We start from the raw sequence: 23,844 nt of genomic DNA on the forward strand, positions 1-23,844 counted from the left end.
CGGTCCGCCGTCCTCCAACCGTATCAATATAATAGTAACTAAAACTCTTTGAATTGCCAGATATATTTTATTAACCAAATATATCCGTCATTATTTTAATAAACGTCAGCTACAAATTCATGTATAAACAAACAGGGAGATAGAAATGAAAAATATACTTGCAGTCTCGACCATGATTATTGGTATTTTTGCCGCTCAGGCAAGTGTTGCCGCGGAATCCTACATGAGTTCGCCGGCTTTTGTTAAGCAGGCAAGTGGTTCCGGCTTTTCAACACTTGATACTGCCTCGATCATGAAGCCGGTTCTGGATATGGTTGCAGCGATGCCGGCTGCCGATGCGCGGTCTACGGCCGGCAACCTCGCCGATACATTGCAGATCGGCCAGTTTAATGTTGCCAATATCGATCAGACAGGGTTCGGCAATGTCGGCCTGATCCAGCAGGTCGGCTCGATGAACACCGCTTCCATCACCCAGGTCGGAACCGGCCATCAGGCGTTCATTTCTCAGCGCGGCAGCAACAACGTTGCAATCATTCGCCAGCGCTGACCTTCAAACCTGAAAAGGAGCGGCCCTGCAGCCGCTCCCTTCGCCACGACAATCCGGATAGGATCAGTTGGTCGGCGTGGTGTTGGTATTGGTATTGACGTCAGGCAGATTTGTCGTTGTCGAGTTCGTCGGCTGGGTCGTGTTGCCGAAATCAGGAAAATCGATCGAGAATCCGGGGCTGCTGGAGCCTTCCGCAGCCTTGCCTTGTGCGCTTGCCTGCGACAGCAGCCAGCTTCCATTCTGAGGGTCGCCGCCGAAGGCTGGGTTGACCGGCTTGTAGACAAGCTGCGAAGCGGAGGCAGCGCCAGCCATAGCTGCGATCGCGACGGTCAGGACTGCAATATTAATCACGCGCATGAAAGTCTCCTTCAATTTCTCTAAAATATATTATCGCTTAGACTTGGGAAATACGTACATTTTTCCCGGGCCAATAACAACTGTGGCGTTCGAAAGACCGTTTATGCCGACCGGCATCAAGTAACGGCCACTGGCGGGTGTCTGGATTGCGAGAACCGTGTTGTTCGAACCGCCGATCGTGAGCGCGCCGGCGAGGTCGTCGCCGTTCTGCACGTAAGCGATCTGGTTGTTGTTGCCTGATACGCCGACCAGTTGGAAATCCCTGTCGCCGTTGATCGCTTGCACAACTGAATTGTCGGAGCCGCCCTGGACGAGCAGAGCTGCCGAATTGCTGCCATTGATCGCCTGTACCGCACGATTGTTGGTGCCGGACTGCTGTATGACCGCCAAGCTGCCGTTTCCATCAATACCGGACGTGGCGTAGTCGTTCACGCCGATCTGCTGGATGGACGTGGTAGAGCCGCCATTGCCGCTGACGAAGGGCTGGACGGGCGTCATCAGACTGTTAAGGATGGGAGCAGCCTTATCGGCATCCAGCAGGCCCGGCGTTGAGCCATCCGATGACACAAGCAGATTTTCCGCTCTTGCAACAGGGGCGATAGCGAGGATCACCGCGACTGCAGCGCCAGCGGCAAGCTTGGCGATCGCGTTTAATGACCATTCCATTGGGTTTCTCCTGCTTCCTGATGTCCGGTGGTCAAAGCTTTGTTTTGTTGACGGGCAAATCGATCGTTTCCGAAAGGCGGCAAACCATCTTTCCCGCGTCGTCCCTGACGTTCATTTCGATTGCAATGCGAGCCGGCAGATCGAGACGAATGCGCGAGGCGCCGACCGTCCCGGCTTTGATGCGATTGCTCTGCCGCGTTTGGCTGGTTCCGGCATCCGATGTCTTGGCAATGTTGAGATCGAAGCTGCCATTGAAATCCGCTGCGGCTTGGATGAAGGGCGCGAGATCGGCGAAATCGTCACCGCTAATGCGGATGCCGCATTGCTGGATGCGAGGATCTTGCGGAGCTCCCAAAATAGTCTGGCCGTTCATCGAAGCTGCACCTGAATAAGACGAAAAAAGAAACGTGCCGAAGAGGATCGATAGAAACGCAGTCTGTGCGAAACGATGCATTTTCGGTCCTCCGGAATGACGGGACGCTCCGAAGAGCGTCCCGCCTGTTTGAAGTTATTTCTGGGAGACGACGGCGATGTTGCCGCGGCCAACCTGAACAACGGTCGAGTTGTTGCCGCTGCCGGACTGGCTGACGATTGCGGAGTTTGCCGCATTGCCGCTGCCGACACCGTACTGCAGGACCGACGAGCTGTTGTCCGAGCCCGGCTGGCTGATCCAGGCGTTGGAATAGTCACCGGCCTGAGCGACAACCGAGTTATTGAGGGCACCACCGGACTGATCGACGAGCGCCAGCGAATGGTTGCCCGGCTGCAGGATCAACGATTGGCTGCCGAAGCTGCCAGTCTGGTTGGTCAAGGCGATGTCGTGATTGCCGCCCTGTACCGTCAGAGCCTTGTTGCCGACGCTGCCGACCTGCGTGGTGACAGCGGTGTCGTCATGACCGAGCTGGATCGTGGCGGCGGCGGACAGGAACGCATGATCCTGGACGGTGACGGCGGTGTCGTGACCTGCCTGGATCGTCGTGGCGGAGACGCCGAGAGAAGCGGTCTGGCTGGTAAGCGCAGTGTTCTTGTTTCCGATCTGAACGGTCGCAGCCAACGCATCGGCGGTTACCGTCTGGAAATTGAACGCGGCGTTGTCATCACCCTTCTGAACAATGCTGGCAGCGGAAGCCGTCGTCGGCAGGCTGAAGCCCTGCTTCTGAGCCGGCAGCCGATTCTGGATATCGTCGATCGACGCCACAGACGTATCGGTGCTGCTGGAATGACTGGAGGTGACATCAGGCTTTCCATTGCCCGCGGTTTTCACAGTCTTCGTCGTGTCGACATTAGTTGTCGTCACTTTCGATACGGTTCCGGACAATGTCACATTGTCGCTAGGCACGATAACCTTGCCGACCTGCGAGTTGACCGCAGTGTTGTTCTTGCCGGACTGAACGATCGTCGCGACGGAGTTTTCAGCCGGCGCAGAGCCGGTGCCGGTTGCCGTGATCGGGCCCCACTGCAAGTTCGACGACGTGGTTGTGGTCGTCTCCGTCGTTGTGGTCGTCTTATCACGGCCGCGGCCCTGCTCGACGGTATGCGTGTCTTTATCCTTGGACACCGCAGGCTTCGTCTCGCCGCCCTTGCTCAGGACATAGCTGGCCGTCTGGGTTGCGCCCTGGTTGTTCAGAGCATGGTTGCCTGCACCCTTCTGTACGATCGTCGCGGAAACGTTGGAGCTGTCAGCATGCTGAATGTTGGCGGCCTGGTTGCCAAATCCATCCTGAGCGATGGAAGCATTGGCGTCAGAGACGTCGTTCTGCAGGTTGAAGGCCGAATTGAAGCCGCCAAAGCCCTGTGCGATCGTCGCCTTGGAACCATCCTGCGCATCATTCTGAACGTTGCCTGCGCGATTGTTCACGCCGCCCTGAATGATGCTTGCCTTGGCGCCGTCGGAAGCGAACTGGCCGTTGAAGGCCTTGCCGCCATTACCGGTCTGCAGGGTGGATGCGCTTGCGCCTTCGCTGTCGGACTGAACCGTGCTGGCGCTGTTGCGGTTGCCGATCTGTGCCGTGCTGGCGTCAGCATGATCGCTGCCGGACTGAAGCGTTGCTGCGGCGTTGCGGGCACCCTTCTGGATAACGGTGGAAGTCATCTTCCTGCCGTCGAGCTGGGTGGTGACGTTCTGGTTCTTGAAGCCGCTCTGGAGGACGGAAGCCTTTGCGCCGTTGACGTTATCCTGAAGATCGACCGACGTGTTGCCGGTGCCGAACTGTGCGATTGCGCTGCTCGAATCCGTGGTGCTGGTCTGGAAGTTGCCGGCAACGTTGTCGGAACCGCCCTGAATGATCGAGGCAGAGGTCGGGTCGACCTTGCTCTGAACGTTTGTGGCATGGTTGTCGTTGCCGCCCTGGACGATGCTTGCATTAGCATCCCGAGACTTGCTCTGGGTGTTCAAAGCGTTGTTGGACGAGCCGGTCTGGATGATGCCAGCCGTGTTGTTGTTCTTACGACGGCCCGAGTCGTTGGACTGATCGTTCGCAGCAACGTTGAAGAAACCTTCCTGAAGAATGGTTGCCTGCGAACCCTTCTGCTGTTCCTGGGTATTGAAGGCCAGGTTCAAGGCGCCGGCCTGGAGAACACCTGCGAAGGAATCGCCGGAATTGTTGCCGAGCTGCTGGTTCTCGGCGAAGTTGCCCAGGACCTTATCGAAGGGGTTGATCTGGACGATACCTGAATCGTTGCCGCTGTTGCCGGCATCTTGGACCGTGCGCGCCAGGTTGGCGTGGCCGCCCTGGAAGATCGTGCCGCGATTGCCTTGGCCGGTCTGCTGGAACTTGTCGACGACGTTCTGCGTGCCGAACTGGGCAATGCCGGCGGTGTTTTCACCGCTCTGCAGGAAATCCTTGCCGACGAAGTTGTTCTGGCCGAGCTGCATGACGCCGAGAATGTTGCTGCCCTGCTGCGCATCGGACGCCTTGCCGTCATCCAGCGGCAGGAAGACGTTGTTGCGGCCGTACTGATAGACGAAGCCGCTATTGGCGCCAGCCGCTGCGTCATTCGGATTTACGCTCGGCAGACCTGCCTGCGACAGATAGGCAAAGTTGTGGCTATCCAACTGGCCGATAAAGGCGTCGTTGCTTTGATCCTTTTTCAAATCGGTTGCAGCAGCACCGCTCGCCAGGCCGATGACAGCAACTCCCGCTAGAAGCGCTGCCCTTTTCATTGAGAACTTCATGGACTTCTCCCTCAATAGCCGGAGCGATGCAATTAAGTGCCAGCCCCAAGCGTTATAGCGTTAACGATCGGTTACTAGCATTTCGAAATGTATCTTCGCAAGACGCCAAATAAGAATAAATAATAATTGGTTAATCTCAATAGTGAATATACCCAAAAATGAGCTTTTAACTTTCTACTTACTTTTGATAGGTTATTACATCCAGCGATTTAGGTGCAAAGTATACTTATTTGTACAAAATAATACGCAAAAATGCACCGTCGAAACTGAACGTTCGACGGTGCCGACAAAGCTTGGATATCAAAGAAATTACAATTTATAAGTGAATTTTGGCGCTGATCGAAACGTCTTCACGATCCGGATAGCGGCGTGTCCTGGTATTTCTTTTCGAAGGAGGCGATGAAGTCCGGTTCCTTCGAGCGATCCCGGAGATGCCACAGTCCCTGCTTCACGCCCTCGACAGCCAGCGATACCACACCGAGTTCAATGCCCTCACGAACGGCGAGCGCGCCGGGATCGTTGCGGGCTTGACCCAACTCGACCTCGAGCAATTCGTTGGCGGTCGCGAACTTATAAGCGCTGCCTTGAATTTGGACGGAGAATATCTGTTTCGTCGTCGTCGTGGAGGCAAGGATCTCGCCAGTCTGAACGCTCACCGCACGAAGGCTGACCGTGACGACATCGGAGCGATACTGCACATCCCCGCCAATGCCGAGGTAACGCGCGCCGGCGCCGCCGGTCAGTTCGTTCGAATCGTAACCAACGATCCCGCCCTGCAGCAGAATGCCTGCGAAACGAACCGGCGGCAGCCCACTCTTCTGTCCGTAGGATTTCTGGGTGTTTTCGATGAGCGTCCGCTCTTGGACGAGATTTTTCAGACCGGATCGTTCCACGACGCGGAACCAGTTGCCGTTGCCTGTTTTCTTCAGAATGTCGATCAGGATATCGGCGCCACCCTGCGTCACGGCGCGACTATATTCCGCGAAGTTTTCGTTTGGCTTCGCCTGACCCGTAAGATCGGGGAAGTCATAGACAGCAACGTCCACCGGCATTTCCGGCGCTGGCAGGGAAACCACCTTTGCCGTCGTTTTGGTCGGAGAAGTCAGCGCGGCGGCGGGCGTGTCGAGTTTTTGACCGGTCTGGCACCCTGCAAGCAAGAGCATACTAGCCGTGGACATTGCAATAAATTGAAATTTCATAAATCCCCCGATAATGCGCAATACGTAGGGATATGAAAAATCTACTAGGCGTATTCCAGTTGCCAAGACGAAATAAGATCTTCGTTGATTATCGCTCAAGGCAATACAACGTATATTCGAATATCACGAAATATAAATCTCAATTATAATCTTGCTTATAGAATATATGTCGCCCGTATCTATCCCTTCGTATTCGCACCACGCGAATAACCGATAGCGGTGACGTATCACTAATTTTTGGAGAATTCAGAATCTCATTTTTGGGTGAATTTTTATTTTGGGACGGAGTTTGCCAAAATACTGCACCGGTAAGAATGGCCGATCAATTCAAAACTATACTATATTTATTTGTTGACGGCTCCCCGTCCAACTGTCGGCCATTCCGTTGCGTCCGCATCTGCCTGGACAATCGCCGTCGAACCCTGGCCAACAGACGGAAAAGGCTTAAATGCGGCTTTTGCAGTCTTCGAGCGCGATTTTCCTGCGGAGAAAGTGGTCTTTTTCATCGGGCCGGGCAGCACTTCGACCGCGCGGGCCGTCGGCGGGGTCTGCGCGATATATGCCCCTGCTTCCCCGGGTGAAACCTGCTTGATATAAGCTTGAGCTGTGGCATTACTGGCGCATCCGACAACAAATGCGGAGAAAATGCAGGCGTAAATTGAATATTTACCATATATAGTCATGTATATTCCTTTCCAATTCAGATTTAAGCTCGAATTTTACTGGCAGCCTTTATATTATTAGCAGCGTTTTCGCCAGTTTGACTCTCCCAGAGTTCCATGGAACACAAATCGTCAACATGATTAACATTGGAGAAGTATGCATGTCAGTCAAGATGGGGATAGCTGCAAGGGTTGCTCTTGTCACGGCCCTTGCTTTGGCGGATGCCGGCATGACGCGGGCACAGGAGTCGACTGCGCCCTTGTTTTCGACGCCTGCTTCGCGGTCGACGACGGGCGCCCCGATCCTCAATGACCCTTCCAAGCAGAACGGGGAACTCATCGACAATACCGGCGGCGGGCGCCAAGCGCCAAGCGTCTCTCCAACGTCCAAGCAAGCGCCACAGAGTGCGACCGCAGCCGTGCCGCAAGGCGACGGCAAAACGAAGGAGTGGAGCGTGCAATGCGCCGAGGTCACGAAAGTGAAGCGCTGCCAGGTTTTGGGGGCCGTTCTTTCACCTGACAAGAAGCAGGTGATCATGGTCATGAGTCTGGCAGCGGTCGACGATAAGTCGACCGCGACACAGATCGCAGTCCCCTTGGGCATTGCTTTGAAACCGGGTGTCAAGATCGACGTCAGCGGTGCGTATACTGCGACGATGGCCGTAAGCCGCTGCACATCGCAGGGCTGCCTCATCGAAACCAATGTCGATAGCGCCCTGCTTGATGCCATGAAGACGAAACCCGCCGCCACCGTTACCGTGACAACTCCGGATGGGAAAAGCGTACCGATCAAGCTGTTGCTTGACGGCTTTCCAGAAGCGTTTGCAGCGATGAAGGCAGCGGACCACGGCGGCAAGTAGCGGGGCCTTCACCAAAGCAGCCACGATCCTGCCTGCATCGCAATCGCGACAGGCGGTGCTCCGCGACATATCGGACCCGGCGTCTTAAGCTTGATTCTTAAGCTTAACAACGCGTCTGAGAAGACAAACAAATCTTTAGTATTTATAGAATATAATTATCGAATATAGGGACAAAGACTCGGCCCGTCCTAAAGTAATGAAAGAATGTTGGCGCTAATGGCCTTCACAACGAAAGAACTCAGCCAAAACGAACACTTCCTGTCCGCCATATTGCACAGCGCGCATGAACTCATGGCGATCTACGAGGAGAACCCTCGCATTGCCTCGATTTTTGCCGCGCAGCAAAGATGGCTTCTGGCGCATGCCGGCTATGCCTTGTTTCTCGGCTATCCGGATGATCCCGTGCCGGCACTCTATACCGGTCGGTTTGTCGATTTCGCGGTCAAGCACAAAATCGCGAGCCGCAATACGGCGGCTGCATTCCTGAAAGAAATGGCTGCCTATCGCTTCGTTCGACCGATCGCCGCCAGTTCCGACCGCCGCATCACCTTGCTTGAGCCCACCGAAACGACCCATGAATACATGGCCCGATGGATCTATACGCATCTGCTGGTTCTCGATGCATTGGACAACGGCGACAGGATGGCCAGGACGACCGCCAACGCCGGGTCGGTGCTGCGAATGCAGCCTGTAATCGCCAAGATGATCCTGGACAGCGAAAGCCTGAAGAATCCCGGCGTGACCTTCGCTCTGTTCAATTGGGCGACCTCCGGTGGCGTGGTGATGGACTATCTCATCTCCCGAATCACCGAGATTGATCCCACCTCGGACAAGGTCTTGATCGGCCCGATCTCTCCGAAGATCATCCAGAGTCAGTTCATGATTTCGAGCGCTCATCTGAAGCGGCTTTTGAAGCAGGCGACAGAACTCGGAAGCGTTGGCTGGGTCGGCGCTCCGGGCAAAAGCAGCTTCTGGCTTTCTCGAAACTTCGTCTTGGAATACTGGAACTACCAAGCCGAGAAATACGCAATCGTTGACGCCGTCAGCCAGGCAGTTCTCGACCAGCCGGACAATCAAGCCAAATCCAGCGAAGAGTTTCTTTCGCGCGCGCTCGCGATTTCTGCATAAACGGCACGAAAGTCTAGGCTAAGACCGGTTCCGCAAATCTGATGAATTCGGATACCGAGAGCAATGCATCCAAATAGATGGATGCATTGCTCCCAAATCAAGACGGTTCGCGTGATGGCGAGACTATGATCGATGATGCTCAGCGTATGTTGAGGTCGTCCGCCGGCGCAGAGATGATGTTATCGGTTACGTCTAACTCCGGAGCGGGCTTTAACGGCGAAGGCTCGACCAGAACCAACCGCCACTCGTTCTCCAGACGATCGACTACATGTGCGGGTATCTCGTTCCGCACCATTTCATTCTCCTGCATCGAGGCCTCCCTGATAACGATGTTAGTTGAATGCCATGGGAGAAATGCTTTGTAAATCACAGCATTAAAACGTTTAAACGATTGAATTTATTTTAATCGATTAAAGAGCTGTTCTCACATGCGAACGCTCTTAGTGAATGCGGGTTTGAATCTTCCGGATTGAAACGCAGCGTTGGCTCTCACCGAGTGAAACTCAGCCAAGACCACCTCTTAGAGGGAATATTGCGATCAATTGGACCCTTGCTGTGTGGTATGTGAATTTGCCGCCGAGTGTTCTCTTCGAACTCGCGGTTCAGGTTAAGCCGCTCTCGCCATCCGCATGCACTCCCGCACCATGCCGGCGCTCAACCCGCTCCTCTCCTTCACCCACGGCCCGAAGTGCCCGGTCGGTAGCTCTGTGCTGGTCTCCCCTGGTTGCCAGCGAGATGTCCTTCAAGCCGGCCGCCACTTGCCCTTGAAATATACCTCGGATCAGGGCACGAAGGCGCAATCAGAAGCGACTGCGGGATGGCTGCGCGTGGATACACAGGGTTTGGAAATCGTCCGCGGTGGAAATGCCACTCGGCTGAAATGGCATTGCTTGCGACGGCAGACGCGGGATCCGCTTTTTTCGGCGGAGGTCATGCAAGCGGGTCTTGCGCTTGGCGCGTCGATGGAACTCGATCTGCGGGTGCGTGCGGATGGCGGCTTCGTTGTTTTACACGATCCGGATCTGGAAGGCGAAACGACCGGATCTGGATTGATCGCGGAAAAATCCGCTGATGATCTGCGGGCCGTCCGAATGAAGGGCGACAGCCGTCGGCTCATCTTTAGTGAGAATTTAGCCGCCATGTTGCAATCGGCACATCCGGAAGCCTTGCTGCAGTTCGATATGAAGGACGATTACGATTGCATCGGCGAAAAAGGCATCGCCCATCTCGCCGTCCATTTTCAGAATATTGCAGCGTCGGTTATCGTCAGCGGAGCTAGCCTTGACCTGATTGTGGCGGTCAAGGAAAAGCTGCCGCAGCTGAAACGCGGCATCGATCCAACAAACAAGCTGGTGGAAATCTACCGGAACCAGGGCCTGAAAGCGGTCGAAACCGATCTTCTCGCGGATATGCGGGGTCCGACAGAGCCTGACACAATCTATCTCCACTGGCCGTTGATCTTGCAGGCGGCAAAAGAGGGACTCGATCTGATCGCACTTTGCAGGAGCGAGGACAAACTGGTTGATGCCTGGACCTTTACGCTGAAAGATCCACAAAACGGTTTCAGCGATGGCGAGTGGCGTGATTTTTCGGCACTGCTGGCCATGAAGCCATCGCAGATCACCACCGACGAGGCTCCTGCAACAGAGCGGGCCTGGCTAAAGCGGACGGCCGGTCGAGCCTAGAGCGCCGCCCCTTCGAAGGCGGCACGCTCCAGGCCGCCATCGGCGCAAGTCGTTCTATGTCCAATATGAAGTCAAACTCGGATGCGAGGCAGGCGAATAGACCACGACTGGTCCGCCGTTAGTGCATGGCGACCTTCGCCTCCGCCTCGAACGCAATCGGCGCGCTGGCCTTTGCCTCCCGACGGAAACGTGCGGCGTCCCGCCCGCGATCTCGATCGCCGTTTTCGGGCGGGCGCCGGAGGGCATGACCAGCTCTACCCATGATCCGCTTTATCGCCGCCAAGGCGTCACTCCCAGATCTCGTTTTCGGTCCGGGGCTGGGATCTTAGCTGGCGCCACGTCGTACCGCGACCACTGATCCTATCGAGGGATAATCGTGACGAGTAACGCCTCATGGTCTGACGACGGCTGTCCGTCCGGCCTTACAGCCTCGACGATCCGCGGGTCGGAAGGCTCGAGACCGCGTGTAAAGAACCAGTCGAGTTTTGCACGCGGTCGGAGACTGCCTTCAGCGAACCGCTGCGTCGGTACCTCGGGAATATTGCAGCTCTGCCATTCATAGCCGAACCGGTGTGCCGATCCGAAAAGAGGTTCGTATCGGTCTGGAAATGTTAGTCTGTCCGGCTCGTTTGTCAGCTGTGCCAGCCATGCTGCCGGATTATCCCGCCGTTTCGTAAATGGCGCCGTCGACGTGTTGAAGTCGCCGCCGAGAATGACGGGCTCACCAGGAGCGATGGTCTCGATCATTCGAAGCATGCGCTCCATCTCGTCACCGCGAATATCAGGATCGCAGTGGCTCTCAAGGTGCACACTGACCATCGTCACCTGCTGACCAGATACGGCAATTTTAGCGCCCAGCGCAATCGTTCCGCCGACCCGTCGCTCGCCATGTGTCCCATCGAACCAGTCGCCGCGCGCGTCGAGTCTTATCAGAAACGGGTTTGCCATTTCCGCGGGCGACAGCACCGCCGCACCGTGAAAACCTTCGGCATTGTCTTCGCCGGCATGGATGACCTGCTCGTTGCGGTCGCCCAAACCGAGTTCGACGAATTCCACTGCGTAGAGATATGCCGCGCCAAGGCGACCAGCAAGCTCGGCGATCCCGTCACGATTCTGCGTTCTGGCCATACCACGATCGACTTCGCAGAGAAGGGTTACATCGGCATTGAGCCCCTGAAGCGTCGCGGTTATGGCATCGATATGGCGCAATCGTTCGACATTCCAGAATGCTATGCGGGCAGGCCCTTCGATATGGCGCGACCGTTGCGTCCCGCCAACTTCGATTTCACGCAGCACCGCCAGCCGATCGAAGTGGCCACGATGATTTTCCGCCTCCGACGGGCCAGCAAGGATCGTCTGGCGTTCTGCCAGCGCAACAGGGGTCAAACGCGACACCGCCTGAAGAAGTACGTCATCATTCCACTGTCTCATGCTGTTACGTCTCGCTGTATAATTTTATCAGGAGTTTGTGTTTCCACCTGCGCCGCGAATGTCGTCTCAACGGGGGATCGCCCATCGCGATAAACGAGCAAGCGATTGACCCTGAGGCCGACACGGTCGTCCTTCGCGATCGTCTGCCGGCGGCTGATCTGGGTTTTAATGGCCACGCCGTCCTCCATCATCACCGTAGCTATCCGTGTGGAGCCGAGATCGGCGACATGATCGACGACGCCGGGGCTTGTTCCGTATTCAGACGGAGCCGTCAGCTCGCAATCCTCCGGTCGCAGCGCGAAGGTCCATTCGTTGGCGGAATACTGCCGCGAAAATGGGATCTTGAACGCCCCGGCAGTCATTTGACCGTCTTCGAGACGTGCCGGAAGAATGGTCATTGTGCCGATGAAGCCTGCGGCAAAAACCGTGGCCGGCCGCTCGTAGATCATTCCAGGCGCAGCGACCTGCTCAACCGCGCCGCGATTCATCACGACAATGCGGTCGGCGAGCGACATGGCCTCTTCCTGATCGTGGGTCACGAATATGGTCGTCAGGCCGAGCCGCCGTTGAATGGCCTTGAGTTCATCGCGCAAGCGAATGCGCAAATGAGCGTCCAGGCTCGAAAACGGTTCATCGAGAAGCAATATTTTGGGCTCGAGAACCAAAGACCGCGCCAAAGCTACCCGCTGTTGCTGACCGCCCGACAGCTGAGCCGGATAACGCTTTTCGAGGCCGCTCAATCCGACAAGCATAAGCGCCGAGGTTACCCTCTCCGCGACGACGCTACGCGGTAAACGCCGCAGTTTGAGGCCGAAGGCGATATTGCCGCCGACGGTCATATGGCTCCACAGTGCATGGCTCTGAAATACCATGCTAGTTGCGCGGCGATTGGGTGGCACATCCAGCATCGAAGCGCCTGCAATTAGGATGTCCCCCTCATCCGGCGTTTCAAAACCCGCGATCATCCGCAACGCCGTCGATTTGCCGCAACCCGATGGACCAAGCAGACAGATGAATTCGCCGTCGGCGACATCGAGATCAAGTCGATTGACGGCATACGCCTCTCCGAACTTTCGCGTCACATTTTGAAGCGTCAAAGTGGTCATCGTTACAATCAGGCTCCGAACCCGGCCGCGAAGCTGCGGCTTTCAAACAGACGGCGCGCAAAGAGCAGCAGCACCAATGACGGCACCCACAACATCACCGAAAGAACCGCACCATATTGGACGATGATCTGGCCGGTGATGAGGGAAAGCATGATAATCGGCAGGGTCCGTACGTCAGGCACACCCACCAGCAACGCTCCGTCGACATCATAGAAAGTATTGACGAATGTAAGCAGCAATGCAGCGCCTATTGCCGGCGCCGCCTGCGGTAGAGTGATGCGCAAAAGCACGGTGAGATGCGAGGCACCGACATCCCTGGCCGCCTCTTCCATTCGAGGATCGACGCCGCGAAACGCGGCAGCGGGAATCCAGATCATGAAGAGAAGCGTAAAGACCAGCTGAACCAAAACGACGGCCGTATATGTTCCGATCAATCCGGACGACAGAAAGAACACCGCTATCGATACGTAGAGCGGAAATCGCGGAAAGGCATTGACCGCGATGAAAGACAATAGCAGCCAACGCTTTCCCGGAAATTCAAGTCGAGCGAAGGCATAGGCCGCCGGCAGACAGACGACGGCCGAAAGCAGTGTGACGATGGCCGAGATGGTCAGTGAGACCGGGAGCGCTTGTCGGACGTCCGCCCGCGCGAGAACGAGACCCCAATATTTGAAGCCCCATTCCGCGGGCAAGAATGCGGGCGGCCGCCACACGTCAGCGAAGGCCCAGACCATCACGCAGACAAGCGGCCCAAGCACGAAGATAATCAAGGCGGCGAGCAGAAGCGCGCCCGCGGCTTGATCGGAAATACCTCCTCGGCGACGGGTCATCATCCGGCCTTTCCATTGCGCGCGGTATCGCGAAAGACGCACGCCGTGTAGATGACGCCGACCAGCAGGCATACCAGAAAAGTAACGGCTGCCTGCGTCTCCGCGACGCCGCTATCATGCCGCTCGGAGAATGTGTTCTGCATAAAAATTGACATCATTTGCGGCGCGGCCGGGCCCAAAATGTAGGGCACGGTGAAAGATCCGAAAATTCCGAGGAAGTTCAACGATGCCGCGACGACGATGGAACGCGTCAGCTGCGGGAGTATGATCTGCGACAGGATACGAAACCATCCGGCCCCGACGTCGCGCGCTGCTTCGATCGAACTGTTCGAGATCTGCGCCAGGCCGGCAGTCAGCAGCATGATCGTCAGCGGGATATTTTCCCATACCAGTCCGATGATGGCGCCGCTCGGATGCAGGTAAGGCGTCTGATATCCGCTAATGCCGAGAACATGCAGTGTCGTTGCAACCAGACCAGTCGGGCCGATGAAGCGGATCAGGGCAAAGGAAATGACGATCCCGGGCACAAAAAGGGGAAAGAGCGCTATGATCTGGATTGCCCCGACGAAGCGGCTTTGCGAGAAGCGCAGATAAAGCGCGAGCGTCAGACCGATCGTGAGCAATATGGCCAGGGTTACCACCGTCACCTGGATCGTGAACAGCAGGTTGGACACGCTTCGGGTGTCTGCAAAGAACGTCTGGTAACTCTTGAGCGATGGCAGCGCAGCCCCGTCGGGAAAAATCGTTCCCAAGAGCGATCGACAAGCCGGAAGTAGGATCAGAAGGATCATCAGCCCGAAAGCCGGCGCCACGAGCGCCAGGCCCAAGGCACCGCCATTCTGTCGCGCAGCTCGCCTGCGCCCTGCGGGGGCGCTGATCTCGCCTATGCTCGCAACCATCAGCCGCGAACAGTATGCGTGGCGACGTTGGAGTACCAGCCGTCGTTCAACGCCGCGCTCCACTGGCCACCGGGGAAGGAGGGCATCTTGGTGGAGACGACATCCTTGTATTTGGCTGCCAGGTCGGGCGAAAGGTTGGACCACTCAATGCTCGGGAAGGCGCCAAAGTCCTTGAGCATCTGCTCCTGGACGGGTGGCGTCAGCATGAAGTTGGCGAGCTTGAAGGCGGCATCCTTATGCGCTGCCTGAGAGGGGATCGACGAGAAGGCATATCCGCCGCAGAAGGGAAGGTCCTGAAGCTGGGCGAGCTTGGTCGTGTCGGGAAGCGCGCCCTGCGAGATCCCCTGCAACGACTGATCGGACCAGGCGGTGATCATCGATACCGCGCCACCGGCAAATAGCTGAAGCGTGGGGTTGTTACCCGCCGGATAGGAGCCCTTGTCGTAGAGGTAGGGCTCGATATCTTTTAGAATGTCCCAGGCGCCGGCAAAACGTTTCTTGGCGACATCGGCGTCAAAATTATCCGCCTTGAACAGCGAGAAATCGCGGTTGTTCACTTCATGAATGGCGCGCGTCACCATATAGGCGCCCGATCCACCCTTATCGGGCCGGCAATAGATGAATTGGCCCGGATGCCCCTTGATCCAGGCGATCAGATCAGCCCACGTCTTCGGCACGTCCTGCGGCGAGACCACGGCGCTGTTATAGGCAAGCAAGACTTGGCTGGCGCGATAGGGAATATCCTGCGGAATTTCGATGCTTCCCGGATTGACCAGCGCAAGGTTCGGAATTTTCTTGGTGTCGACCGGTTCGAATGCGCCGGACTCTGCCGCGCCCGGCACGCGGCGAGGATCGAATTCTTCGAAGTAATCAACCTTAGGATCGGTCTTTGCCTGCATCGCGGCAACAACACGCTGGCCGACCACATCATTCGAACCGTTTGCGCGGGTGATAACGACGTTCAGCGATAGTTCGGGATTGGCTTTTTCGAACATTGGCGCAAGCGTGTTTGTCCACCAGTCGGTCACATTGGTATCGCCATCGGTCATCACGTCGATGACAGTTCTGTCCGCAGCGTGGACCCCCGAGACGAAAAACGGAAGTGTTGCCGACGCAGCGGCGGATTGCAGAAAGATTCGACGTGAGATTTCGGTCGTCATGTCCTGGCTCCAGAATTGGCGCCACTGGGCAAGCGGCGCGTGTAGCCGAGCGCTATTGGCCTTCCTTGACGGTCCTGTGACATACGGATGATGCTTTTATGATAGAAAGCTTTATCACGATTTGTTGATACAAAACCTGCAATCCAGCCCGGACCAATTACAAATTTGTCAGTAATTGCCAAACGATGTCGACTATCGACTTTTTCGGGCGGGAAAGCCGAAACGACTAGTAGATGTCGGCTTTAGTTGGCAGGCCGTTCTTGACCGGAACGAGACATAGCGGAGGCGAGTTTCCGGATAAGCTACTGGCGGGTATTGCCTGCGTTGGCAGCAGAGGCGATGATGGCGGCAATGAAGAAGGCTTCTCGACCGCGTATCATTCTGAGCACCTCGGGGCCGCAGGCGGCATCCAGACTTGCTCGCATATCGTACGGCGAAAAACACGGCGGTCCTTCTTCGACGGAGAGGCGTCCGGGGTCGAGGCCATCATAGTGGAGTCTCGCACCGCAGCGCTTCGATGATCTGTGCTTTCGTCCCGGCTAGTCACAGCAGACCTTCCGGACATAAGTATTTCCGAGCGTGACCATCGCATCCTTGGCGATCAGGCCATGGGCCTTCAGGGCGTTGGAGAGGTCTTTCGCTTCCCGCTGACCGTAGATGTCATGCAGGGTCACCGCGATCCAGCCGTTTGCCGCTAGGTGCGCAGCCAACGGAATCGACGATTGCGTAACAAAGGCCTGTGCTTCAGCCAGCGTTCCGAAGCTCCTGACCTGGACAAACCGTCCATCGCCAGGCGGTTCCTCGAACTGGTTCACCCGGACCCACGAATAATGCATGAATCCGATCGATGCGCCGGTTGAAACGCGATACCAGTTGCCGTCGGTTTCGAGCACCTGCACCGGGCTGCCGTTTAGCGCTTGTCCTGTCGTTTTCGAATCGGCGTAGGGGCCGGCCTTAATCGGGGCAGCCCCTTTCGGATGTCGCGCGATCCCGCTTCTTGCTTGTGGCACGTCGAGTGACGGTTCTTGCTTCGCCTCGACGCTAGCAGGCTGCTGCACGGAAGGTGACGGCGGAACCATTATTGCGTTGGCTCCCTGGATTGACGTGGTCGACGGCTGCATCTCCGGTTTAACGTAGCAACGAATCTGGAACACGGACGGCGTTATCTTGTCCGCAAGATCTGCGGTCGAAATCGGTTGCTGATCGGCAGCCTTGTCGCCAGACTGGTCGGCGATACTTTGGGATTGCATGAAGAGTTCGGCGACGGACGCCCGGATCGCGAAGTTCACATTCTGCGTCGTGATATCGTTCGCGTCGGCAAACTCCTTTGAAAGGGTCGCGCTCGTGATACCGAGAAGGAACCCGTCTCGATCGACAACGGGGCCGCCGGAGTTCCCCGGCTGGATCGGTGTCGAAATCTGAATGTAGCGGGTGTCGTTTCGAATGCCCGCGAGCGCGTTTACGTTTCCGGTCGTAACCTTCACCGTATTGGCGAGCAGCGTCGGCAACGGGAACCCGATCGCGACAATGTCCTCGCCCAGTCTTGTCGGTGCCTTGCGAAATGACAGAGTCTTCAGTGGCTCCGGTGCCGCGATCTTCACCAGGGCGAGATCGTTGATGGCGTCGATCCGGGGATCGGATGCGTCGCCCTTCCCTTTGATCTCGATACGCTGGCAGTCCTTGACGACGTGTGCGTTAGTCAGAAGCCACCCATCCGCCGTCACGGCGAATCCAGTCCCGGACGAAGTCGGTTCGTCGGCCAGACAGTTGGATGCAATAGCGGTCGACAGGCCGACGGCGAGAAGTACGCGAAACAGAGCAGACATTTGAAGTTCCCCAGGCAACCGGACACTAGAGCCTTTGCGGAGCTGCTTGCAACTTTATCTTGCAGAAAAGATTAACTTCCGACCTATGTTGTAGGCGGCTGCAGGCCCCTCGACGTCACGGGATAGCCGGAACATATCAAGACTTACAAAGCTGCACCCACCGACCGTTTGCTCAACTTTAACTGTACCCTCTTTTGATTGCCTGATGGCAACCAATCTGATCTGGGTATCCTTCATCGCATTTGTCGTTCTGCGCTAGTCAGCCCGTTCCTGCCGCTATTCCTTATGTGGAGATCGGCCCTTCTTTCGGCTCTTGCCTTCACATCATTCTGGTTGCTTCAAGGGCCTATTCATTGGTCCGATTAGGACGTCGGCTACGCCATTGGCGCGGCCTTTCTGATGGTGTTCATTTCAACCGTATTCGTTGCTTGGCGATCCGGCTTTGTGTCGCTGCTTATCACGATCGGTTGAGAGCAGAGATCCTAATCTGCGAGAACACGCGCTGGATCGACATGGTCTTGCTTGCACTCATAGGTGCTGTGGGAGGTTTCGCGTTGACGATCATCATAGCCTCGCTCCTCGGCGGCAGCTCAGGCGGGCGCATGTCAGAGGCAATGGCAGCAGCACGAAGCTTGGAAATATCGTAACAAGCCCGCCGCTGGTTGGACCCGCTACGAGATGTCGTTCTTCAACGACTCTATCCCGGGTCACATACGCCTAACAAGGCGCAGGGGGCCGCCTTCACCTCCTTTCACGTCATAAGCTGCCAGTCTGTTCACGGTCCGAAGGCGGACGTCCTCACGTCGGATTGCTAACGGTAGCTATGCGCCCCCGTATCGGTCATAGGGCGCTCGGTGGCGTCTTCCCGAAAGCAGACGCCGATCAAGCCAAACTCCGACGGCATCAGTGCGCCGACAGCGGACGAACCACGAAGTGACTAGGCGCGCCGAAACGATACATTCGGGGAAATTGGGTGACTTGGTTTGCCTGCCGATATTATGGTGCGTTAGCGAACCGATGGATAAAGGGGTCTTCATGTCTCCGCTGATCAAGACCAACGTACGCGACGACGCCTTTTCGGTGCGGCGCGCTGTCTTTATGGACGAGCAGGGCTATGAGAGTGAGTTCGACGTCATCGACGACAACCCCTCCTGCTTGCACGTGACGCTTTATATCGATGGCGAGCTGGCGGGGTGCTCACGCTTGTTCCCCGAATCGCTGGAGCGCGCACTTTCGCCACAGAGCCCGCAGTCGCCCACATGCGCGCTCGACGAGGGCGTGGCGGCAGGAGAGACGTACCTGCTGGGCCGTGTCGCCGTAATGCCGGCGTTTCGCCGCCGAGGTTTGGCGGGTGTGATCATCGCCGCGAGCGACGAAGCCGCGCGCGAGGCCGGCGCTAAGCTGGTGAAGCTGCATGCCCAGGAATACGCGCACGATCTGTATGCCAAGCAGGGCTATACACAGATCAGCGATGTCGATTGCGAGGACGAGGGCCAGCCGCACCTTTGGATGGCCAAGCGACTCTGATCGCGGGACAGTTCCCCCAGCAGCAGAGCAGACATTACGTGTCCCCCACCCCTCCGTGGTCGCCGGAGGGCAACTTCAACAGAGGCAAGCCGGCGCGCAGGTGCCGCTTTGGGGCCTGAAGCTGCCAGGCAACGTCTGCTACTTGGGTCACGAGCGCCAAGACCGCATCTCTGAAGCACTAACAGCCGCAGCGTGCGACCCCTGATGTTACCCTGTCACAGCTCCTTCATTGGCCGGTCTGGCAAGAGCGGCAAATTTAGCCAGCACGCCTGCGGTATATCGGGGTTTCGGTTGTTTCCATTCAGCACGGCGCCTCAAAATTTCTGCTTCTTGCAGATCGAGCTGCAGCAGCTTGCGATGCGCATCGATGGTAATCGGGTCACCTTCGCGAACCAGCGCAATTGTGCCTCCGACAAAAGCTTCCGGGGTGACGTGGCCGACGACCATGCCCCAGGTCCCGCCCGAGAATCGTCCATCCGTGATCAGCCCCACGCTATCGCCAAGGCCACGGCCGATGATCGCCGCTGTCGGGGCGAGCATTTCCGGCATGCCAGGTCCCCCCTTTGGTCCGAGGTAGCGGAGGACGAGTATGTCACCCGGCTTGATCTTGTCGGACAGAATGGCGTCCATTGCTGATTGCTCATCTTCGAATACACGTGCCGGGCCGGTAATCACCAGCTTCTTCAGGCCGGTGATCTTGGCGACCGCCCCGTCTTCCGCCAGATTGCCTTTGAGGATCGCGAGATGGCCTTCGCTATAGAGCGGCGCATCCAGGGTCCTTATGACATTCTGTTCAACCCTCGGTCGGTCCGGCAGAGTCTCCAGTTCTTCTGCGATCGTGCGACCAGTGATGGTCAGGCAGTCCCCATGCAGGAGCTTGGCATTGAGCAAGAGTTTCAGCACCTGGGGAATGCCGCCCGCCTGATGCAGGTCTACCGCCATGTATTTTCCGGACGGCTTAAGATCGCAGATGACCGGAACCTTGCGGCGAACTCGCTCGAAGTCGTCCAGTGACCATTCGACCTCGGCGGAGTGGGCGATCGCGAGGTAGTGCAGAACGGCATTGGTGGAGCCGCCGGTTGCCATGATCAGAGACACCGCATTTTCGATAGCGTTGCGCGTGACGATATCGCGAGGCGTGATGCCTTTCTTCACGGCTTCGACCAGCACTTTGGCGGACGAAGCCGCACTCTCGATTTTCTCCTGGTCAGTGTTGGCCATGTTCGAGGAATAAAGCAGAGACATGCCCAGCGCCTCGAATGACGAGCTCATGGTGTTGGCCGTAAACATGCCCCCGCATGAACCCGTCGAAGGACAGGCATTCCGCTCGATCCCGTCAAAATCTTCCTGGCTGATTTTTCCGGCCATGAACGCACCGACCGCCTCGAAGGAAGAAACCACGGAAAGCTCTTCGTTTTTCCATCTACCCGGCTTGATCGTGCCGCCGTAAACATAGATTGCCGGAACATTTGCCCGGAGTATCCCGATCATTCCGCCTGGCATGTTCTTGTCGCAGCCACCGATGACGAGTACCCCATCCATCCATTGTCCCTGAACGGCAGTCTCGACACAATCGGCAATAACCTCACGGGACACCAGCGAGTACTTCATGCCCTCAGTGCCCATGGACATGCCATCTGAAATCGTCGGCGTACCGAAAACCTGGGGATTGGCTCCTGCCGCCCTGATCGCCGCGATCGCCGCATCCGCTAAAGGTTGTAGTCCTGCATTGCACGGCGTGATCGTGGAGTGGCCGTTGGCAATGCCGATCATTGGCTTTTCGAAATCGGCTTTCTTATAGCCCAGCGCATAATACATGGCACGATTGGGTGAGCGAGCCACCCCTTCGGTAATATGCTTTGATCGATCATTGAAGGGCATCGAATGCCTCCGGCCTCTGTCCACGCGAACTGACAACGCAATCATACCACAAGATCGTATTGTAAGATCAGTGTTCCTCTCGCCGAGCCTGCAGGACTGTTTGGGCCACGAGCGGCCAAGGATTCGCAGCCACATGTGCTCACGCGCTCCGGTTTGCGCCAAGAGCAAACGGTGTCGCTCTCGCCCACGACATCAGCTAAGCGAACAGAGGGTAGATACTGAGGTTGTGAATCGGCACCGAAGGCTGACCCCTCGCAAAAAGAGCGTAAGGCTTTGATTTACATACCAGAAAATGAAAATTGAGTGGGGTCAAGACTGGCGCCGATGATGGCCGTACCCATATTATTAATTTACCAACAAACTCATGTATTTAATGGCAGTCGGTTCAGGGGTCAGCGGTCGACGCTGATTCACATCGCCATAGCGCTACAGAGGGCGAATGAGGCTGCTGCTGTTCTTGTAAGCACGCCGACCGAAAGTTTGGATTGATAGCGGAACTTTAGCGTCGCCCCACACCCGGAGCGAAATCCCTCTCGCATTGGGAGGGCAGACCATCAACGCCACAAGCGGCGGTCACCCGTTCTAAGCCGTCGTTGCTGCCGACATAAGGCCCTTCCTCGAAGCAACGTCACGCGCTTGTCCCACTTCACGGCGACAAGGATCGCCAAGCGCCCCGCCCTTTTTCCGCCCAACTGATCAGGCTTGGTTGCATAAGCCTTTAAAAGAGAAGAGCAGTTAGCCGAACCACTCGGTGTGTTCGAGCACCAATGGCATTTCCTTCAACAAATGTCATGCGCTGTACGCGAAGGTTTCGTGTTTCACTGGGGTTCTATCATATGGCACAACGACTAGCCCTTACTCTCCTTCTCTTCGTTGGAGCCTTGGCGGCAACTCCCTACGCCGCACACGCTGCACCTCCGGCGGCACCCCTAGCTCCTCAGCTGGAGCACACTAGCGATTACCGCACTCCTGTCGCTCGGCAGGTGCACATTGTTCCGTCCATCAGCGGGCCAAGCTTGCTGATGCTCTTCGGCGGCGGTGGATCACAAGCGAAAATACTGCGGGAGATGGGAAGCGTATCGATCTTCGCCACGGATGACATCGCGCGAGCTATCGAGGGCTTCTACGGACAGCCAAAGGCTAAAACAATTTGGGTTGATGCAGGCGGGCCAACATCTAAGGCAATCCAGGCACTGAGCTTTCTCAAACAAGCTGATGACTGGGGTCTCAATGCTGGCGATTACACAGTTAGGCAGGCCTACACTCAATTTCCGAGGGGTTCGACTGAAAGAACTCAGGCACTTGCGCAGTTCGAGGCGAGTCTGAGCGCGAAGTTCCTGATGTTCCTACAAGACAATTATCGCGGACGTATCGATCCGAACGCGCTCTCGCACTATTACGATTTCAAGCGCAAAAGTCTGGATCTTGTGGCCACCCTGAATGAGCTTGGCTTGGCTCCAAACCTGTCACTTGTTGTCAAGCGTGTGGTGCCAGACAACGAAAAATTTGCGCAGCTCGCGATCGAGCTTCAATTTCTTCGCAGCTCGTCCGCTTCGAGCAAGACGTTCGCCGACATCAATAAGGTTGTTGTCGCGATGGAAGAACTACGGTGGCTTCCTCGGGAGTTTCCGGATCGATACGTCTTCATCAATCAGCCTGCGTACATGGCCTATTACCATGAGAACGGGCAACTGGCTCTTTCGATGAAGGCGGTGATTGGGCAGCAGGATCATCAAACAAACTTTTTCAATGCAACGATCAAAACGGTCGAGTTCAACCCTGACTGGGGCGTTCCGCAATCGATCATTCAGAACGAAATGCTACCGAAACTGCGACGCGATCCCAACTACCTTGACCGGGAAGGCTACAAGGTTTCCGTTAAGGGCAAAATGATGCCATCGGCAAAAGTCGACTGGTCGCAGCCCCTGGACAACATCTCAGTGGTGCAACCACCAGGGCCGGAGAACGCGCTTGGTCGTTTGAAGATACTGTTCCCCAATCCGCATGCCATCTACATGCACGACACCCCGGCTCGGGGAAAATTTGCGTCACAGGATCGCATGTTTAGCCACGGATGCATCCGCCTTCAAAATCCTCAGGCGATGGCGGCGGCCGTGTTGAAAACCTCGGTTGATTTCGTTGATGGTCAGATCGCCGACGGAGCAAAAAAGGAGATGCCTGTCCCCGAGGAGCTGCCGGTCTATGTCGCCTACTTTACCGCCTGGCCGACAGCTGATGGAATCGTACACTACTACGATGACATCTACGGCCGTGATGCCGAAACACTAAACGCAATTGCGGCGATCACAGCGAGCCGTTCGAACACCTAGCTGCATCCCGTCGAGAGAGCGCTCAAACTATTGAAATAGATTTGGCTTTCCGGATCAACAGGGGTCACGGTCGGCGCCGGTCGTGACCCATAGATATCCCCATTTTGCTATTTATTTCAAATCGCTGTCGGGAATCTCACCGGGGCGGCGTTCCCTGCGGATTTACAGTCAGACCCAACATTCGGCGCTCATTGACCTCTAGACACCGAAGACGAAGCGGTTCAGAAGTCGGTCAAGCTTTTCGCTTGAAAACGATCTTCATACTGGAGGTAGCTTGCGCCGCTATGCCGACCCCCATAAAGCCAACCTTGCCGTCGGCGCCCACCTGCGCCGCCACTTCGACGGTGTCCATGGCGTAGTCGCCGGAGCCCTGGTCCACCTTCTCGAGCATCGCTCTGACGGTTTCGATGAAGCTCGTGAGCGCCGTTTCAAGGGCCCCCGTACTTAGTTCCACGGCCTGCACCATTCGGGAGGCGTCCCGGTCGCCACGAGCGTGCGTCGGTCGGCCGATTGACGCTGCCGGGGTAGTTTGCTCGAACACTACGACGGTCTCTGTTTTCATCGCCAAGGTTCCT

21 protein-coding genes are annotated in these 23,844 nt (G+C 56.6%); 6 read left to right on the forward strand and 15 right to left on the reverse strand.

From position 1 onward, the window contains the following. Positions 1–145: 145 nt before the first annotated feature. The gene (locus FHT86_RS33675; RefSeq protein ID WP_133711256.1) at positions 146–547 is read left to right on the forward strand and encodes a hypothetical protein; all 402 of its coding nucleotides are present in this window, start codon (positions 146–148) and stop codon (positions 545–547) included. 63 nt (positions 548–610) lie between these two features. Here the strand turns inward: FHT86_RS33675 and FHT86_RS33680 are convergent, their stop codons facing one another. The 6 genes from FHT86_RS33680 to FHT86_RS33705 form a co-directional block, all read right to left on the reverse strand. Next, on the reverse strand, positions 611–904 hold the full coding sequence (locus FHT86_RS33680; RefSeq protein WP_133711257.1) for a curli assembly protein CsgF: 294 nt from the start codon (positions 902–904) through the stop codon (positions 611–613). 30 nt (positions 905–934) lie between these two features. Continuing rightward, positions 935–1,570 (reverse strand): hypothetical protein, encoded by a 636-nt coding sequence (locus tag FHT86_RS33685; protein WP_133711258.1) that lies wholly within the window; start codon positions 1,568–1,570, stop codon positions 935–937. 31 nt (positions 1,571–1,601) lie between these two features. After that, positions 1,602–2,024 carry a curli-like amyloid fiber formation chaperone CsgH gene (gene csgH, locus FHT86_RS33690; protein ID WP_133711259.1) on the reverse strand — a complete coding sequence of 141 codons (423 nt, stop codon included), beginning with the start codon at positions 2,022–2,024 and terminating at the stop codon, positions 1,602–1,604. Between the two features lie 54 nt (positions 2,025–2,078). After that, positions 2,079–4,745: a beta strand repeat-containing protein gene (locus FHT86_RS33695; RefSeq protein WP_133711260.1), complete on the reverse strand. Its 2,667-nt coding sequence runs from the start codon at positions 4,743–4,745 to the stop codon at positions 2,079–2,081. Positions 4,746–5,095: 350 nt separating this feature from the next. Further along, positions 5,096–5,944, reverse strand: a complete 849-nt coding sequence (locus FHT86_RS33700; protein WP_133711261.1) for a CsgG/HfaB family protein — start codon at positions 5,942–5,944, stop codon at positions 5,096–5,098. Positions 5,945–6,288: 344 nt separating this feature from the next. Continuing rightward, the gene (locus FHT86_RS33705) at positions 6,289–6,627 is read right to left on the reverse strand and encodes a hypothetical protein (RefSeq protein ID WP_133711262.1); all 339 of its coding nucleotides are present in this window, start codon (positions 6,625–6,627) and stop codon (positions 6,289–6,291) included. A gap of 140 nt (positions 6,628–6,767) precedes the next feature. On the opposite strand from FHT86_RS33705, the gene FHT86_RS33710 reads away from it, so the two are divergent. Both FHT86_RS33710 and FHT86_RS33715 read left to right on the forward strand, forming a co-directional pair. After that, positions 6,768–7,466, forward strand: coding sequence for an invasion associated locus B family protein (locus FHT86_RS33710; RefSeq protein WP_166657007.1), 699 nt, complete (start codon positions 6,768–6,770; stop codon positions 7,464–7,466). Between the two features lie 216 nt (positions 7,467–7,682). Further along, complete coding sequence (locus FHT86_RS33715; protein ID WP_246779783.1) at positions 7,683–8,594, forward strand: hypothetical protein; 912 nt, start codon at positions 7,683–7,685, stop codon at positions 8,592–8,594. 139 nt (positions 8,595–8,733) lie between these two features. Here FHT86_RS33715 and FHT86_RS33720 read toward each other — a convergent pair whose 3' ends face one another. After that, a complete protein-coding gene (locus tag FHT86_RS33720) occupies positions 8,734–8,904 on the reverse strand; it encodes a hypothetical protein (protein ID WP_166657008.1) in 171 nt (56 codons plus the stop codon). 511 nt (positions 8,905–9,415) lie between these two features. On the opposite strand from FHT86_RS33720, the gene FHT86_RS33725 reads away from it, so the two are divergent. Continuing rightward, positions 9,416–10,279, forward strand: a complete 864-nt coding sequence (locus FHT86_RS33725; RefSeq protein WP_133711294.1) for a glycerophosphodiester phosphodiesterase family protein — start codon at positions 9,416–9,418, stop codon at positions 10,277–10,279. A gap of 360 nt (positions 10,280–10,639) precedes the next feature. Here the strand turns inward: FHT86_RS33725 and FHT86_RS33730 are convergent, their stop codons facing one another. The 6 genes from FHT86_RS33730 to FHT86_RS33755 all read right to left on the reverse strand — a co-directional run bounded on the left by FHT86_RS33730 (position 10,640) and on the right by FHT86_RS33755 (position 17,531). After that, entirely contained in the window at positions 10,640–11,710 is a 1,071-nt protein-coding gene (locus tag FHT86_RS33730) for an endonuclease/exonuclease/phosphatase family protein (protein ID WP_133711264.1), read from the reverse strand. Next, positions 11,707–12,816, reverse strand: coding sequence for an ABC transporter ATP-binding protein (locus tag FHT86_RS33735; RefSeq protein WP_133711265.1), 1,110 nt, complete (start codon positions 12,814–12,816; stop codon positions 11,707–11,709). Before FHT86_RS33735 ends, FHT86_RS33730 begins: the two co-directional genes overlap by 4 nt. 8 nt (positions 12,817–12,824) lie before the next feature. Beyond that, the gene (locus FHT86_RS33740) at positions 12,825–13,649 is read right to left on the reverse strand and encodes an ABC transporter permease subunit (protein ID WP_166657009.1); all 825 of its coding nucleotides are present in this window, start codon (positions 13,647–13,649) and stop codon (positions 12,825–12,827) included. After that, complete coding sequence (locus FHT86_RS33745) at positions 13,646–14,545, reverse strand: ABC transporter permease (protein ID WP_133711266.1); 900 nt, start codon at positions 14,543–14,545, stop codon at positions 13,646–13,648. Before FHT86_RS33745 ends, FHT86_RS33740 begins: the two co-directional genes overlap by 4 nt. Continuing rightward, complete coding sequence (locus tag FHT86_RS33750; RefSeq protein WP_133711267.1) at positions 14,545–15,705, reverse strand: extracellular solute-binding protein; 1,161 nt, start codon at positions 15,703–15,705, stop codon at positions 14,545–14,547. The genes FHT86_RS33745 and FHT86_RS33750 overlap by 1 nt, the downstream gene beginning before the upstream one ends. A 539-nt stretch (positions 15,706–16,244) precedes the next feature. Next, positions 16,245–17,531 (reverse strand): trypsin-like peptidase domain-containing protein, encoded by a 1,287-nt coding sequence (locus FHT86_RS33755; RefSeq protein WP_133711268.1) that lies wholly within the window; start codon positions 17,529–17,531, stop codon positions 16,245–16,247. Positions 17,532–18,566: 1,035 nt separating this feature from the next. On the opposite strand from FHT86_RS33755, the gene FHT86_RS33760 reads away from it, so the two are divergent. After that, positions 18,567–19,058 (forward strand): GNAT family N-acetyltransferase, encoded by a 492-nt coding sequence (locus FHT86_RS33760; protein WP_133711269.1) that lies wholly within the window; start codon positions 18,567–18,569, stop codon positions 19,056–19,058. Positions 19,059–19,265: 207 nt separating this feature from the next. Here the strand turns inward: FHT86_RS33760 and ilvD are convergent, their stop codons facing one another. After that, positions 19,266–20,939 (reverse strand): dihydroxy-acid dehydratase, encoded by a 1,674-nt coding sequence (gene ilvD / locus FHT86_RS33765; RefSeq protein WP_133711296.1) that lies wholly within the window; start codon positions 20,937–20,939, stop codon positions 19,266–19,268. 836 nt (positions 20,940–21,775) lie between these two features. On the opposite strand from ilvD, the gene FHT86_RS33770 reads away from it, so the two are divergent. Continuing rightward, the gene (locus FHT86_RS33770; RefSeq protein ID WP_133711270.1) at positions 21,776–23,269 is read left to right on the forward strand and encodes a murein L,D-transpeptidase; all 1,494 of its coding nucleotides are present in this window, start codon (positions 21,776–21,778) and stop codon (positions 23,267–23,269) included. A gap of 232 nt (positions 23,270–23,501) precedes the next feature. On the opposite strand, the gene FHT86_RS33775 is transcribed toward FHT86_RS33770, so the two are convergent. Then, a complete protein-coding gene (locus FHT86_RS33775) occupies positions 23,502–23,831 on the reverse strand; it encodes a hypothetical protein (RefSeq protein WP_133711271.1) in 330 nt (109 codons plus the stop codon). Positions 23,832–23,844: the final 13 nt, after the last annotated feature.

Origin of the sequence: Rhizobium sp. BK313 (assembly GCF_014193655.1) — a bacterium.
Lineage (GTDB): Bacteria > Pseudomonadota > Alphaproteobacteria > Rhizobiales > Rhizobiaceae > Rhizobium.